Genomic DNA, 14,583 nt, shown 5'->3' with positions numbered 1-14,583 from the left:
AGATTGCGCTAGGACACCGTACCCGCGTGCCGAGTGCGGTCATCCCGAATCGGAATGCCGTTGCGGCCCTCGATGTCCTGGGCGTAGAGCCCGACCGAGAACGCGACTCCCCCGCCGAGGATGCCCAGCGCGGCCTTGTCGATGTGATCGATGGTGTCGGTTGCCTTGTGATAGTTCGGATCGAACGGCGCGTCGGCGGTTCCACCCCACAGCTTCTGCTGATCGGCGGTCTTGTTCTCCTCGGCCCCGGAAAACAGGCCCCCGGAGGGAATCCCGGCCTTGGTGAACGCGTCGTAATCCGACCGGCCGTCGAAAGACGTGTCCTGGGCCGTCTTTCCGGCCGACTTCAGATAGGCGACCAAGGTCCGCTCGATACCCGCGGATCCTTCCGGCACGCGCGGAGCCCGCTCCCCGCGCCCCGGGGCGGTGGACTGGTCACCGTCGTAGGTGAAGTAGCCGGGATTGGGTGAGCCGATCATGTCGTAGTTCAGATACAGCGCAATGTCCTTGAGCTGGTCGACATTCAGCGACTCGATGTACTTGTTGGATCCGATGGTCCCGAGCTCCTCGGCACCCCAGAACGCGAATCGCACAGCGTTTTTCACGTCGGGATTGGCGCCGAGCTGCACCGCGGTCTCCAGCACAGCGGCCACCCCGGAGCCGTCGTCGTTGATGCCGGGCCCCTCGGGAACGCTGTCCAGGTGGGCGCCGGTCATGATCACGTCGGTGGTCGACCCGGTCTTGGTCTGCGCGATGACGTTGCGCGCGTTGACCAATTGCGTGCTGGCCTCGAGCTTGAGCATCGTCGGGCCGGGATTGGCACGCAGCCGCGCGCCGTCGGCCTTGCTCACACCGACCACCGGGATCTTCACGTCGGTCGTCTCGCCGAGGGTGGCGCCCATCGCCGGCTCGTCGACGTTGTCGGCGACCACCATCGCGATCGCACCGAGCTTGGCCGCGATGGCCTGCTTATCGGAGAAGGGGCAACTGCCCCGGTCGACGAGTACCACCGCGCCCTGGACGGCGAGGCCGTCGTAGTCGGCCGGCGCGCAGCCCGGCGTGTCGTCCGCAGGGGCGGCGACCAACGGCCCGGTGACGCCCTGCGGCGGGGTGGACAGGCTGAACTCCGCGGCCTGCGCGGTGACGGTGTCGCCACCGACCCGCAACTCCGGCTTACCGGCTTTGAACACCTTGGCCTGGAACTCCGGGGTCTGGACGTCGAACCCCTTCGAGCGCAGCACGCCGGCCACATAGTCGACGCTGGCATCGAAGCCGGGGGTGCCCACCGCCCTGGTGCCGTTGTTGGCGTTGGCAATGTCCTGAAGCTTCTGCAGGTGCGCCACCATGGCGTCGGTGGTGACCCGCTGGCGGAGCTCGTCGGCGAACTGCGCAGCGGCCTTGGCCGGGGCTGCCGGTTGGCCGGAGTCGGCCGGCCGGTTGCATCCCGCCACCGCCACGACCGCGACGGACAGCGCGACGGCCAGGTGTCTGTACTTCATCGCGCCCAGGGTACGTATCGGCGAGTGCGCAGGTTCGGGTGGCACCATGTGCCCGATGACCGTCACGTCCCCGCGCCGGCGCCTGGTGACCTCCACCGAGGTGCTGGTGGCCGCATTGGTGGTGTGCGCGCTCGCGGGAACCTGGATGCGCGACGGGGTCGCGGGCGATCCGCGGCTGTCCACCGCCGGGACCGTGTTCGCCGGGGTGTTTTTGCAGGCTGTGCCGTTTCTGGTGCTCGGCGTGATGATCAGCGGGCTGATCGCCGCCTTTGTGTCCCCACAGCGGCTGGCTCGGTGGCTGCCCCGCCGCGCGCCTGCGGCGGTACTGGCCGCAGGTGTGGCCGGCGCGGCGTTGCCGGGGTGCGAGTGCGGCTCGGTTCCGGTGGCCCGGCGCCTGTTCGGCGACGGAGCGACCGGCGCAGCAGCGCTGACGTTCATGCTCAGTGCCCCCGCGATCAATCCGGTGGTGCTGGTAGCCACCGCGGTGGCTTTCCCCGGTCAACCCGAGATGGTGGCCGCCCGCTGCGCCGCATCGTTGGCGACCGCGGTGGTGATGGGAATGTTGTGGTCGAGGTGGGGCAGGCCGGGCTGGGTCACCCGCAGGCTGCCCCGCTCCGACGACGCGGATCAATCCCGCTGGGTCGCGTTCAGCGAGGCCGCCCGGCACGACTTCCTGCAGGCCGGCTCCTATCTGGTGATCGGCGCCGCAGCTGCCGCCACGTTGCGCGTCGTGGTACCGCCGTGGATGTTCGAGCATGTGGCCGGCCACCTGGTGATCGGCGTGATCACCATGGCGCTGCTGGCGTTCGTGCTGGCGCTGTGCTCGGAGGCCGACGCCTTCGTGGCGGCCAGCCTGACCATGGTGCCGCTGGTGCCGCGGCTGGTGTTCCTGGTGGTCGGGCCGGCCGTCGACGTGAAACTCGTTGCCATGCAAGCCGGTTTGTTCGGCCGGAGTTTCGCGCTGCGCTTCGCCCCGGTCACCCTCGTGGTGGCGACGGTGGTGGCGACGGCAGTCGGGCTGGTGCTGTTGTGAGGCGCGAAACCGAGAACACGCTGCTTCTGATCGTCGGGATCGCCCTGGTGATGGTCACAGTCACCGGGGCCTACACCCGATACGTCAAACCGGGAATGCTGCCGTGGCTGGCGATCTCGGCCGTCGTGCTGCTCGGGCTGGCGTTGACCGCGATCGTGCGCGACGTCCGGCGCGGCGGCCCCCACCACGAGCACGCCGGTCACCATCACCGCAACGGCATCGTCTGGTTGTTGGTGCTGCCGGTGATCCTGCTGATCTTCGTGGTGCCACCGGCGTTGAGCGCCCGGGCCGCCGCTCCCGCGACGGTGTCGATCGCGCGATCGTTCCCGCCGCTGCCGCCCGGGCCTGCGCCGTCGTTGTCATTGCCCGAGGTGTTGATGCGGGTGGCGGTCGGAAAGGTTGGCGGCCTGGATGGCCACCCGATCACCACGACCGGTTTCACGATGCGCGACGGCGATCGCGTCGACTTGGCCAAGATCGTGATCGTCTGTTGTGCCGCCGACGCCCAACTGGCCCGCCTCCACCTGTCCGGTCCGGCGGCGCAGGCGGCGGCGACGATGCCGGAGAACACCTGGCTTCGGGTGGTGGGCACGGCCCCACCGGGCCAAACCTATTCCGGCACAGGGTCGATACCCACCCTCGAGGTGACCAGCGTGGCGCGGATCGACCCACCCGCGAACACCTACGGCTGACCCACCCTCGCGACGATCAGGTCGGCGACCGCGCGCATGCCGGCCGCATTGGGGTGCCACGGTTTCGGCCGCCACGGCAGCACAGACCCGGCGCCGACCGTCCACGGTTCGGCCGACCAGGGGTGGTGGTCGCGGCTCATTTCCGCGGCATGGATCACCTCGCAGCCCGTGGCCGTCGCGGCTTCGAAGGTCTGATCGGCCAAGCGAGTTGCGACGTGACGACCCAGATCGGCGACCTCGTCCGGCAGTGGCGGCGCCGGCGTTCCCGCGGGAGGCAGCAGGGTCAGGTAGTCCACGAACATGATCCGCGCCCGCGGCGATCGCTCCCGCAGTACCCGACCCACTTCACGCAGTGACGCACCCACCTGGTTCAGCGCCGCGCCCCGGGCGGCGGGGTCCAGGAGCTCGTGCAGTCGCGCACCGAGCACCGGAAGCTTGTGCAGGACAGGCGGGAGCGTCGCGGCGAACAGCAATGGGACGTAGCCGACGTCGTTACCACCGATCGTGACGGTGACCAGTTCCTCTGTGCCGTCGAGGGCATCGATCTGCGGTGGCGCACCGTGCTGGCGATCGCGCAGCACGTGCGCGGTGGTGGCGCCGGAGTAGGTGACGTCAACCAGGTCGAGGCCCAGACGTTCAGCCGTCAGGTGTGGGTAGTTGCGGGCCGATCGGCCGGCCGGGATCGGAGAACCAGCCGCCCTGGGCTTGATTCCCGGGCCTGCTGCCATCGAACTACCCAGCGCGACGTAGCGGCTCACGCATCCTGCCAGGACACGCTCGGACTCGACGCCTGTGCCCAGAACCGCTTGGGGATACGCCCGGCGTGCCGGGCCAGCAGGCCCGCGGTCACGGCCGCCGACATCGCTGCGGCCATCGCCGGCGGATCAGCGGCCCGCGTCACCGCGCTGGCCAAAAGGACTGCATCACAACCCAATTCCATGGCGAGTGCGGCATCACTGGCGGTGCCGATTCCGGCGTCGAGGATAACCGGCACACCGGCGGCCTCGACGATCATCTCGATGTTGTGCGGATTGGAGATACCCAGCCCGGTGCCGATCGGCGAACCCAGCGGCATCACCGCCGCGCAACCGGTGTCCTCGAGGCGGCGGGCCAACACCGGATCGTCGTTGGTGTACGGCAACACCACGAATCCGTCGTCCACCAATTGCTCTGCCGCGCGTACCAATTCGACAGCATCGGGCAACAGGGTGCGCTCGTCGGCGATCACCTCGAGTTTGATCCAGTTGGTGCCCAGCGCCTCGCGGGCCAGCTGTGCGGTGAGCACCGCCTCGGCCGCCCCGCGACAGCCCGCCGTGTTGGGCAGTGGGGTGATCTCCAGGCGGGCAAGCAGATCCAGCACACCGGTGCCGCCCTCGGCGTCCACCCGGCGCATCGCGACGGTGGTAAGTTCGGTGCCCGAGGCCACCAACGCCTCTTCCAGCACGGTCAGGTTCGGCGCACCGCCGGTGCCCAGGATCAGCCGCGAGCCGAACGTGCGTCCCGCGATCGTGAGTTGTTCAACCACCTTGCACCGCCGTCACCACCTCGACCCGGGCCCCCTCGGGCACCGTCGAATCCCATTGTGAACGAGGCAGAACCGACCAGTTGACGGCGACCGCAATGCCGCGGTCGGGAAACCCGAGCGTGTCCAGCAGTCCCGAGACGGTGGTGCCGTCGTCGACTTCCAGTTCTTCGTCGTTGACCATCAGCTTCACGCGTGGGCTCCCATCAACTCTGCGGCGATGCGCTGCGCGGTCCAGGGCGCCAACAGGAAGCCGGACCGGCCGTGTCCGGTGGCCACCAGGGTGCGCTCATCGAGGCGGCCGACGATCGGCATGTTGTCGGGGGTCATCGGCCGCAAACCCGCCGCGCACTCGGCCAGCTCGTATTCACCCAGCGCCGGCATCACCTCGCAGGCGTCGTCGAGCAGCTCGCGCACCCCCGCCACCGACGGCGCGGTGTCGCGGCCGTGTTCGTACTGGGTCGCACCGACCACCACCCCGTCGGCGCGGGGCACCAGGTAGACCGAGCGGCCGTGCACCCGGGCCCGAACCACGCGCTGCGGCACCGGCATACAGCCGCGCCGCCAGCGCAGCCGCAGCACTTCGCCCTTCACCGGCCGCACCGGCAGGCCCGGCCACAGTGCGGGCGCGTCGATGCCGTTTGCGATGACCACCGTGTCGACCCCGTCGCGGGCGTCGTCGAGGCGCTCCACCGGTGCCGCCCACTGCACCCCGAGCTGCTCACAGTGCGCCTCCAGGGCGGCCACCAGTTTGCGATTGTCCACCGCCAGCTCGTCGGATGAGAGGAAACCGTGGCGAATGCCTTGGGCCAGAAGCGGTTCGATGTCACGGGCGGTGGTCGTCACGGTGACCGGATGCCCCTGGGCCGACAGCCAGTCCGCGACGGTCCGCAGATCGGCCGCATCGGCCCGGTCCACACCGACAACCAGCGACTCGCGCGCGGTGACGACATCGGCGGGTAGGCCGTCGAGGAAGCCGTCGTGCCACAGCCGCAGCGACTCCAAACCCAGCGCCAGCAGTTGCTCCTCGCCCGGCCAGCCTTCGCTGTGCGGGGTCAGCATCCCGCCGGCCACCCACGAGGCCCCCAGCGCAGGATATTTCCCCGGGTCGCTTCGCTCCTGCCCGCCGGGGGGTGTCCTATGCACCCGCACCGAGAGCCCGTCGAGCAGGGCGCGCCGTGCCACCGCGAGTCCGATGACACCGCCCCCGATGACGGCCAGAGAATCCTTCGACATATCCCTTTCGCTTCCTTCGCCGGCATGACCCGGATCAGGTGGTGACGGTCTGGAGCGTTGCGCTCCACTCTCAGCCCCGCCCCGGGGCTCCCGTGCCGATCCTCCACGCTAGCCGCTACCGTCGCGGTGTGCACGAACCTCACTCCAGGCTGGCGACGGCACGGCTGTACCTGTGCACCGATGCCCGCCGCGAACGCGGTGACCTGGCCGAGTTCGCCGAGGCGGCGCTGGCCGGCGGCGTCGACATCATCCAGCTTCGCGACAAGGGTTCCCCCGGCGAGCAACAGTTCGGGCCGCTGGAGGCCCGCGACGAGCTGGCCGCACTGGACATCCTGACCGAGGCCGCGCACCGGCACAGCGCGCTGGTGGCGGTCAATGACCGCGCCGACATCGCCCGCGCGGCGCACGCCGACATCCTGCACCTGGGTCAGGACGACCTGCCGCTGGCCGTGGCCCGCGACGTCGCCCCGCAGGCTCTGATCGGCCGTTCCACCCATCAGATCGGCGAGGCCGCCGGCGCGCTCACCGAGGACGTCGACTATTTCTGCGTCGGGCCGTGCTGGCCGACGCCGACCAAACCGGGCCGGCCCGCACCCGGCCTGGATCTGGTACGCGACGTCGCCGCCATGGGGTCGGCCAAGCCGTGGTTCGCAATCGGCGGGATCGACGAGGCGCGTCTGCCGGAGGTGCTCGAGGCCGGCGCGACCCGAATTGTGGTGGTGCGGGCTATCACCGGGGCCGACGACCCGAAGGCCGCCGCCGAGCGACTGCGGGCGGCGCTTAGCTGACCTCGGCGGCCGCCGAGGTGCACCAACCGAACACCCCGGCCCGGATCTCCACGGTGTGCGGCACCGGCTGCAGGCATTCCTCGTGCTCGTGGGCGCTCAGCATGGTCGTGATGCGTAACCGTTCCCAGCTGGCGGCGAACCCGGGGTGCAGCGGCAGCTCGATCACCTCGTCCTCGGCCACCCAGCGCAATTCGGAGCTCTCCCGGTTCGCGACTGTGCTGAGCAGTTCGGGGGCGTCGGCGACGACGGTGGTGTAACTCCACTGCGCGCCCCCGGCACCGACGACCTCCGCCGTCACCACGGTCGCTCGGACCTGGACGTGCTCGGCGAGCAGGCCGGCTTCCTCGTGGGCCTCCCGCACCGCGGCCTGCTCGGGGGTCTCGTGGCTGTCGCGGGCGCCGCCGGGCAGCGCCCAGGTGCCGCCCTGGTGACTCCACGGGGCCCGATGCTGAAGCAGCACGGCGGGGGTACCGTCGGCGCGAGGCGCCCGCAGCAACAACCCCGCGGCGCCGTGCCGTCCCCAATAGGGCGTGCCGGTATCCGACACCACCCAACCGTCGCCATCCCCGCGCACGCGTTCAGGATAAGCACGCCACGCCGGACTTAGGTCGGTCGATCCCGCCCCATCCGTCACAGCACCTCTTAGGATTGTCTCAGAAAGCGTGCCGGGCCCCCCGGCAAAGGGCAGCAGTGGATCCGGACAACACGGAATGAGGTCCGCAAACGTGACCGTTGAGCTGGCGCACCCGTCGACCGAGCCGTTGGGTCAGCGGTCGACGGTGCCGCCCGCTCACCCCCGGTGGTGGTTCGTCCGCACCACGCCCGGGCGCATCCTGACCCTCGGCGTCATCCTCGCCACGCTCGGGATCCTCAGCGCGTTCGCCACCTCGACGACGATCACCGACCGGCAAACGCAGCTGACCGCCGTCCTCAACCACACCGAGCCGCTGTCCTTCGCCGCCGGCCAGCTCTACACCACGCTCTCGGTGGCCGACGCCGCCGCGGCGACCGCGTTCATCGCCGGCTCCGAGCCGCGCGCCGTGCGGCAGCGCTACGAGCAGGCCATCACCGATGCCGCTGTGGCGGTGACCCGCGCGTCGAGCGGCCTCACCGACGAGCCCCTGGTGCAGCTGCTCGGCCGGATCAACGCCCAGCTGGCTGTGTACACCGGCCTGATCGAAACCGCCCGGACCAACAACCGGATGGGCAATCCGGTCGGCTCGTCCTATCTCTCGGAGGCCTCGGCCCTGATGCAGCAGCAGATCCTGCCGGACGCGCAGCGGCTGTACGAGCAGACCTCGGCGCGGGTCGACGCCGAAACCACGGCCTCCACCCGCGTCCCAGCGCCGGTGATCATGGTGGTCGCGGTGACGCTGTTGTTCGGGGCGTTCGGTCACCGGTGGCTAGCCGATCGCACCAAACGTCGGGTGAACGTCGGCCTGATCGCAGGTGGTCTGGCGATCGTGGTGATGATCATCTGGGTGGGCTCGGCGCTGCTCATCTCCACCGCAGGCAGCCGGGCTGCGAAGAACACCGCGGCCGAGTCGCTGAAAACTGTGACTAGCCTGGCGATCACCGCCCAGCAGGCTCGCGCCGACGAGACGCTGTCGCTGATCCGGCGGGGAGACGAAGACGTCCGCAAGCGCTCCTACTACCAACGCGTCGAAGCCATGCACACACAGCTCACCGAATACCTCGCCCGCAAGGACGCCATCGCCAAGGACGACCTGGCCGATGCCGACGGCTTGCTGACCAAGTGGCGGCAGGCCGACGAGCGGATCAACGCCTACATCTCGGTCGGCAACTACCAGGCGGCGACACAGGTGGCGCTGGGCACCGGTGAGGACGACTCGACACCGGCATTCGACAAGCTGGACGCGGCGCTGTCGAGCGGTATCCGGCAGAGCCGCAACCAACTGCGCAACGACATCCTGTCGGCTCGCCGGGTGCTGTCGGGCACTACCGTCGGCGGAGTGGTGCTCTCGGTCGGCGCGGCGGTGTCGGTGGCGCTCGGCCTGTGGCCTCGGCTCAGCGAGTACCGGTGATGAGCGCCCGCGCGAAGAACAGACGGCCGCTGATGAGCGCCCGCGCGAAGAACAAACGGCCGACGATGCGGATGCGCCGGTTGCTCTGCGTAGCGATCGCCGCGGCGACCGTGCTCAGCGGCTGCGGCAAAACGGAGTACATCGGGGCGCCGCCGGTGCCGACGCTGGCCCCGCCGACGCCGGCGGGGATGCAGGAGCTCGCACCGGAACCGCCGCTGCGTCCCGACCCGTCGGAGAACTCCTGTGACCGCACCGCCAGTCTGCGGCCCTTCCCCACCAAGGCCGAGGCCAACGCGGCGGTCGCCGGCATTCGTGCCCGCGGCCGGCTGATCGTCGGGCTCGACGTCGGCAGCAACCTGTTCTCCTTCCGCGATCCGATCACCGGCGAGATCACCGGGTTCGACGTCGACATCGCCGGCGAGGTCGCCCGTGACATCTTCGGCACACCGTCGGCCGTGGAGTACCGCATCCTGTCGTCGGCCGACCGGATCACGGCGCTGCAGAACAACACCGTCGACATCGTGGTCAAGACCATGACGATCACCTGCGAGCGCCGCAAGCAGGTGAACTTCTCGACCGCGTATTTCATGGCCTACCAACGCATTCTGGCTCCACGCGAGTCGGCCATCTCGCAGGCCTCCGACCTGTCCGGACGGCGGGTGTGCGTCGCCAGCGGCACCACGTCGCTGGACCGGGTGCGTCAGATCGCGCCGCCGCCGATCATCGTGACCGTGGTGAGCTGGGCGGATTGCCTGGTCGCGTTGCAGCAGCGCGAGGTCGACGCGATCAGCACCGATGACTCCATCCTGGCGGGCCTGGTGGCCCAGGATCCGTATCTGCACATCATCGGACCGAATATGGCCCAGGAGCCGTACGGCATCGGGATCAACCTGGCCAACACCGGGCTGGTGCGATTCGTCAACGGGACCTTGGAGCGGATCCGCCGCGACGGAACGTGGAACACGCTGTACCGCAAGTGGTTGACGGTACTGGGACCCGCGCCCGCTCCCCCGACGCCGAGGTACCTGGACTGATGGCCGCCGCCTCCGATCAGCCAGACGTCGACGTCGGAACACAGCCCGCGTCGTTCGACGACTTCGCCATGGATTCGGCCTCGACGGTGCGGCCGATGGCCACCCAGGCGATCTATCGGCCGCAGTTCGAGGACGACGACGACTCGATGGGCAGCGTGGGCACCGAACCGGAGGCCATGCATCACCCCACCGTGGCTCGCAAGCTGTCGCCGACCCGGCGTCTCGGCGGCGGTCTGGTGGAGATTCCCCGGTATCCCGAGATCGACCCGCTCAAGGCGTTGATGGTCAATCCCGTTGTCGCCGAGGCGAAGCGGTTCTGCTGGAACTGCGGGCGTCCGGTGGGCCGCTCGACCGAGGACAGTGAGGCGCCGTCGGAGGGTTGGTGTCCGCACTGCAACAGCCCGTATTCATTTGTGCCGCAGCTTGTCCCCGGGGACATGGTCGCCGACCAGTACGAAATCAAGGGATGTGTGGCGCACGGCGGCCTGGGTTGGGTTTATCTGGCCGTCGACCACAACGTGAACGAGCGGCCGGTGGTGCTCAAGGGCCTCGTGCATTCCGGAGACGCCGAGGCGCAGGCGATCGCGATGGCCGAGCGCCAATTCCTGGCCGAGGTGGTCCACCCGTCGATCGTCAAGATCTTCAACTTCGTCGAGCACCCCGACTCTCACGGCGAACCCGTCGGCTACATCGTGATGGAGTACGTCGGCGGAAAGTCGCTCAAAGTGCCCAAGGGCGAGAAGCTTCCGGTGTCCGAAGCCATCGCCTACGTGCTGGAGATCCTGCCGGCGCTCGGCTATCTGCATTCGATCGGCTTGTGCTACAACGACCTCAAGCCGGAGAACGTGATGGTGACCGAGGAGCAGCTCAAGCTGATCGACCTCGGCGCGGTGTCGCGGATCAACTCGTTCGGGTACCTCTACGGCACGCCCGGCTATCAGGCACCCGAGATCGTCCGGACCGGGCCGACCGTCGCCAGCGACATCTACACGGTGGGCCGCACCCTGGCGGCATTGACGCTGAACCTGCGAACCCGCAAGGGCCGCTATGTCGATGGGCTGCCCGAAGACGACCCGGTGCTCAAGAAGTACGACTCGTTCGCGCGGCTGTTGCGCCGGGCGATCGACCCGGATCCGCGCCGCCGGTTCGCCAGCGCCGAGGAGATGTCGTCACAGCTGCTGGGTGTTCTGCGTGAGGTGGTCGCCGAGGACACCGGTGTGCCAAGGCCGGGCTTGTCGAACGTCTTCACCCGAACCCGAGCGGCGTTCGGGGTGGAACTTCTGGTGGCGCACACCGACGTGTACCTCGACGGTCTGGCCCACGCCGAGAAGCTGACGGCCGCCGAGATCGTCACCGCCCTGCCGGTTCCCCTGGTGGATCCCACCGACATCGCCGCGACGGTGCTGTCCGCGACGGTGCTGTCGCAGCCGGTTCAGACGCTGGACTCCCTGCGCGCGGCCCGGCACGGCGTTCTCGACTCCGAAGGGATCGACCTCACGGAGTCGATCGAATTGCCGCTGATGGAGGTCCGCGCACTGCTCGACCTGGGCGACGTCGCGAAGGCCAACCGCAAGCTCGACGACCTGGCCGAGCGGGTGGGCTGGCGCTGGCGGCTGATCTGGTTCAAGGCCGTCTCCGAGCTACTCACCGGCGACTACGACTCGGCGACAAAGCATTTCACCGAGGTACTGGACATCTTCCCGGGCGAACTCGCGCCCAAGCTGGCTTTGGCGGCAACGGCCGAGTTGGCCGCCACCTCCGACGAGCTGCCGTTCTACCGAACTGTCTGGCACACCGACAACAACTCCATCTCGGCCGCGTTCGGCCTGGCGCGAGCCCTCTCGGTGGAGGGCGATCGCGAAGCCGCTGTCCGAACACTCGACGAAGTCCCCGCTGCATCACGGCATTTCACCACAGCCCGGTTGACCAGCGCGGTGACGCTGCTGTCGGGTCGGTCAGCTCATGAGCTGTCCGAGGAGCAAATTCGCGATGCCGCGCACCGGGTCGAGGCACTGCCCGATTCCGAACCGCGCGTGCTGCAGATCCGCGCACTGGTGTTGGGCACGGCGATGGACTGGATGAGCGGGAACACCGCCAGCACCAACCACATTCTCGGTTTTCCGTTCACCGAGCACGGTTTGCGTCTTGGCGTGGAGGCGTCACTGCGCAGCCTGGCGCGGGTGGCGACCAGTCAGGCGCACCGCTACGCGCTGGTCGACATGGCCAACAACGTCAGGCCCACCAGCACGTTCTAGCGCGAGAAGCGATCGCGCAGCGCAGGGTCGTTCTCCCACCACAGCGTCGACGGCCCGTCCGCGGCCGCCTCGTCGAGTTCGGCGTCCGCCCGCTTGGCCTTCCGGCGCTCGTCGGTACCGAGCTGACGCATCAGCGCGACCACGAACGGAATGCTCAGCACATCACCGACGATCCATAGGATGCCCGCGCCGATGGACTGGTCGGTCCGTAGGCTCGGTCCCCAATCACGCTGCAGCGCAGCGTAGTAGTCGACGGCGATGAGCGGCCCGAGCCAGAGCACGATGCCGAGCAGACCATCGGCCAAGGACTCCACGACACTGATGGCGATGGACAGCAGCGGGGAGAACCGTCGCGGTACCGGATCGATCTGCAAGCGGGTGTAGAAGTACCCGAATCCGACGAGCACCAGCAGCACTCGAGTTATCGCCGCCAGCGGTCCGGTCATCGAGGCGACATACCAGGGGGTCAGGTACAGCAGCCACGGTGTGGCCAGCATGGCGGCTGACGTCGTCAACGGCGACAGCGCCACCCGCATGACTCTCGAACTCAGCACTCGGTCCACGACCCGCCCCGTAGGCGCCGAGAGCGCGCACAACCATGCGATCGGGCGCGCTGATGCCAGCAGGAACGGTGCGACGAACAACAGCAGCAGTACCTGCAACGCGCGTACCCAGAACAGCAGCGGCGCGTACTGACCGATGGGGCTGAACGTGGCCAACGCCCACACGGTTATGCCCAGCACCAAACATGACCAGCGAACCACAGCTGCTGACGCTAAACCGGTCAGCTGGGGATCGACTGTGCGCTCAGCGCGGCGAAGCGAGCCTGGCCGCGAGCTGGGCGAAGGTGTCGATCCAACCGCTGTGGAACGAGTCGAATTCGCTTGCCGGCAGCAGCGAGTGCTCGATCGACATCAACGTCTCGTCCGCGCCGACCGGCTCGAACGTCACGTCGACGATGCTCACCTGAGAGGGATCCTCCCAATTCGAGTTGCTCCAGGTGAACCTCAGCAGACGCGGGCGGTCGATGGTCAGGAACTGTCCGCTGATGAGCACCCGGGTGCCGGAATCGTCGACATCGAAGCGCACCGTTCCGCCGACGCGAGGGTTTACGGTGACCTCGACCACGCGCACCGGGTTCGGGCACATCCATTCCTGCAGCGCTTCCGGATCGAGCCACTCGTCGAACACCTCCGCGGGCAGGGCGGGCATGACGCGCGAGACGACGACGGTCACGGTCTCACTCATCGCTCATCGGCCTTCTTGCGGCGCAGCCGTGCGGCCAGCGCATCAGCACGGGTCGACCAGAACCGGGTCTGTTCATCGATCCAATGTTGGGCAGCCGTGAGCCCTTCCGGACGCAACGAGACCCAGTGTTCGCGGCCGCGGACCTCCCGCTGGATCAGGCCGGCCGCTTCCAGCACCCCGACATGGCGCGACACTCCGGCGAACGTCATCGGCAGTGGGGCGGCAAGGTCGGTGATCCGCGCATCGCCTTGCCGCAACACCTCGATCAGGTGGCGGCGCGTCGGATCGGCCAGGGCGGCGTAGGCCCGGTCCAAGACCTGATCTTCAACCATCTTGTTGACTATAGCCGCTCCCCGTGGTTCCCTGAAGGCAGATACTCAACTACTTTGTTGAATGATTCGCAAGGAGCAACTGTGCAGATACCTGACATCGTGTCGGCACCCGAGTGGGACGCCGCCCGCAACCAAATGCTGGAAAAGGAAAAGGAATTGACGCGCGCCCGCGACGCGCTGGCCGCACTGCGCAGGCGCATGCCGTGGACACCGGTCGAGAAGAACTATGCGTTCGACGGGCCGGACGGCACGATCAGCCTGCTCGACCTGTTCGACGGCAGAAAGCAGCTGATCGTCTACCGCGCCTTCCTCGATCCGGGTGTCCACGGTTGGCCCGACCACGGGTGCGTCGGATGCTCGTTGATGGCTGACCACATCGGTAACCTCGCGCATCTCAACGCGCGGGACACCACGCTGGTCTACGCATCACGGGGCACACAAGCCGATATCACGCGGATCAAGGCCCGGATGGGCTGGGACATCCCGTGGTACACGATGCTGCCCGGCCGGGACAACGCCTTCGACGTCGACTTCGGAGTCGATCAATGGCACGGCACCAATGCATTCATCCGCGACGGCGACCAGATCTACCGGACGTACTTCATCGACAGCCGAGGCGACGAGATCTTCGTCAACACCTGGCATTTCCTCGACATGACCGCGCTGGGCCGCCAGGAGACCTGGGAAGACTCGCCCTCCGGGTATCCGCAGACCAAGCCCTACGAATGGTGGAGCTGGCACGACAGCTACCCCGATCACACGCCGTCGCGCTGGTTTGGCGACCCCGACCCGGACGACCCGAGAGACCCCCGGCCCGCCCGTTAGAACGCCTGCCGATTCGGTCGGTTACGGAAGTCTCACCCAAGGCACCCACTACCATCCAGCTCTGTGCGACGAAT

General features: G+C 68.3%; 16 protein-coding genes and 1 riboswitch. Of the genes, 7 read left to right on the top strand and 9 right to left on the bottom strand.

Annotation, left to right across the window (positions count from 1 at the left end):
* Nucleotides 1-8 precede the first annotated feature (8 nt).
* Entirely contained in the window at nucleotides 9-1,499 is a 1,491-nt protein-coding gene (locus AB4879_RS20380; protein WP_370509042.1) for a M28 family metallopeptidase, read from the bottom strand.
* 55 nt (nucleotides 1,500-1,554) lie between these two features.
* On the opposite strand from AB4879_RS20380, the gene AB4879_RS20375 reads away from it, so the two are divergent.
* The gene (locus AB4879_RS20375; RefSeq protein ID WP_370509041.1) at nucleotides 1,555-2,532 is read left to right on the top strand and encodes a permease; all 978 of its coding nucleotides are present in this window, start codon (nucleotides 1,555-1,557) and stop codon (nucleotides 2,530-2,532) included.
* Entirely contained in the window at nucleotides 2,529-3,224 is a 696-nt protein-coding gene (locus tag AB4879_RS20370; RefSeq protein ID WP_370509040.1) for a TIGR03943 family protein, read from the top strand. Before AB4879_RS20375 ends, AB4879_RS20370 begins: the two co-directional genes overlap by 4 nt.
* Here AB4879_RS20370 and AB4879_RS20365 read toward each other — a convergent pair.
* The 4 genes from AB4879_RS20365 to thiO form a co-directional block, all read right to left on the bottom strand.
* Entirely contained in the window at nucleotides 3,215-3,982 is a 768-nt protein-coding gene (locus tag AB4879_RS20365) for an SGNH/GDSL hydrolase family protein (protein WP_370509039.1), read from the bottom strand. The genes AB4879_RS20370 and AB4879_RS20365 overlap by 10 nt on opposite strands.
* Entirely contained in the window at nucleotides 3,979-4,749 is a 771-nt protein-coding gene (locus tag AB4879_RS20360; protein ID WP_102805192.1) for a thiazole synthase, read from the bottom strand. The genes AB4879_RS20365 and AB4879_RS20360 overlap by 4 nt, the downstream gene beginning before the upstream one ends.
* Nucleotides 4,742-4,939: a sulfur carrier protein ThiS gene (gene thiS / locus AB4879_RS20355; protein WP_036343078.1), complete on the bottom strand. Its 198-nt coding sequence runs from the start codon at nucleotides 4,937-4,939 to the stop codon at nucleotides 4,742-4,744. The genes AB4879_RS20360 and thiS overlap by 8 nt, the downstream gene beginning before the upstream one ends.
* Nucleotides 4,936-5,982 (bottom strand): glycine oxidase ThiO, encoded by a 1,047-nt coding sequence (thiO, locus tag AB4879_RS20350; RefSeq protein ID WP_370509038.1) that lies wholly within the window; start codon nucleotides 5,980-5,982, stop codon nucleotides 4,936-4,938. The genes thiS and thiO overlap by 4 nt, the downstream gene beginning before the upstream one ends.
* Nucleotides 5,977-6,086, bottom strand: a riboswitch (TPP riboswitch). Its footprint overlaps the gene before it by 6 nt.
* Nucleotides 6,087-6,110: 24 nt before the next feature.
* On the opposite strand from thiO, the gene thiE reads away from it, so the two are divergent.
* Nucleotides 6,111-6,770, top strand: coding sequence for a thiamine phosphate synthase (thiE, locus tag AB4879_RS20345; protein ID WP_370509037.1), 660 nt, complete (start codon nucleotides 6,111-6,113; stop codon nucleotides 6,768-6,770).
* Here the strand turns inward: thiE and AB4879_RS20340 are convergent.
* A complete protein-coding gene (locus tag AB4879_RS20340; protein WP_199189726.1) occupies nucleotides 6,763-7,344 on the bottom strand; it encodes an NUDIX hydrolase in 582 nt (193 codons plus the stop codon). The two genes, thiE and AB4879_RS20340, sit on opposite strands and share 8 nt — an antisense overlap.
* Before the next feature lie 151 nt (nucleotides 7,345-7,495).
* On the opposite strand from AB4879_RS20340, the gene glnX reads away from it, so the two are divergent.
* The 3 genes from glnX (at nucleotide 7,496) to AB4879_RS20325 (ending at nucleotide 12,104) form a co-directional block, all read left to right on the top strand.
* On the top strand, nucleotides 7,496-8,815 hold the full coding sequence (gene glnX / locus AB4879_RS20335) for a protein kinase G-activating protein GlnX (protein ID WP_102805188.1): 1,320 nt from the start codon (nucleotides 7,496-7,498) through the stop codon (nucleotides 8,813-8,815).
* Between the two features lie 65 nt (nucleotides 8,816-8,880).
* Entirely contained in the window at nucleotides 8,881-9,849 is a 969-nt protein-coding gene (locus tag AB4879_RS20330; protein WP_199189741.1) for a glutamate ABC transporter substrate-binding protein, read from the top strand.
* Entirely contained in the window at nucleotides 9,849-12,104 is a 2,256-nt protein-coding gene (locus tag AB4879_RS20325; RefSeq protein ID WP_370509533.1) for a serine/threonine-protein kinase PknG, read from the top strand. Before AB4879_RS20330 ends, AB4879_RS20325 begins: the two co-directional genes overlap by 1 nt.
* Here the strand turns inward: AB4879_RS20325 and AB4879_RS20320 are convergent.
* Genes AB4879_RS20320 through AB4879_RS20310 form a run of 3 tightly spaced genes read right to left on the bottom strand, consistent with a single transcriptional unit; the run spans nucleotide 12,101 to nucleotide 13,684 of the window.
* A complete protein-coding gene (locus AB4879_RS20320; protein ID WP_370509036.1) occupies nucleotides 12,101-12,868 on the bottom strand; it encodes a cytochrome c oxidase assembly protein in 768 nt (255 codons plus the stop codon). The genes AB4879_RS20325 and AB4879_RS20320 overlap by 4 nt on opposite strands.
* A 43-nt stretch (nucleotides 12,869-12,911) precedes the next feature.
* On the bottom strand, nucleotides 12,912-13,352 hold the full coding sequence (locus AB4879_RS20315) for an SRPBCC domain-containing protein (RefSeq protein WP_370509034.1): 441 nt from the start codon (nucleotides 13,350-13,352) through the stop codon (nucleotides 12,912-12,914).
* Nucleotides 13,349-13,684, bottom strand: a complete 336-nt coding sequence (locus AB4879_RS20310) for an ArsR/SmtB family transcription factor (protein ID WP_370509033.1) — start codon at nucleotides 13,682-13,684, stop codon at nucleotides 13,349-13,351. Before AB4879_RS20310 ends, AB4879_RS20315 begins: the two co-directional genes overlap by 4 nt.
* Before the next feature lie 81 nt (nucleotides 13,685-13,765).
* Between AB4879_RS20310 and AB4879_RS20305 the strand changes: the two genes are divergently transcribed.
* Entirely contained in the window at nucleotides 13,766-14,509 is a 744-nt protein-coding gene (locus AB4879_RS20305; protein WP_370509031.1) for a DUF899 domain-containing protein, read from the top strand.
* Nucleotides 14,510-14,583 lie beyond the last annotated feature (74 nt).

It is taken from the genome of Mycobacterium sp. SA01 (genome assembly GCF_041287105.1).
GTDB lineage: Bacteria > Actinomycetota > Actinomycetes > Mycobacteriales > Mycobacteriaceae > Mycobacterium.
This window is presented reverse-complemented; position numbering and strand designations above follow the sequence as displayed.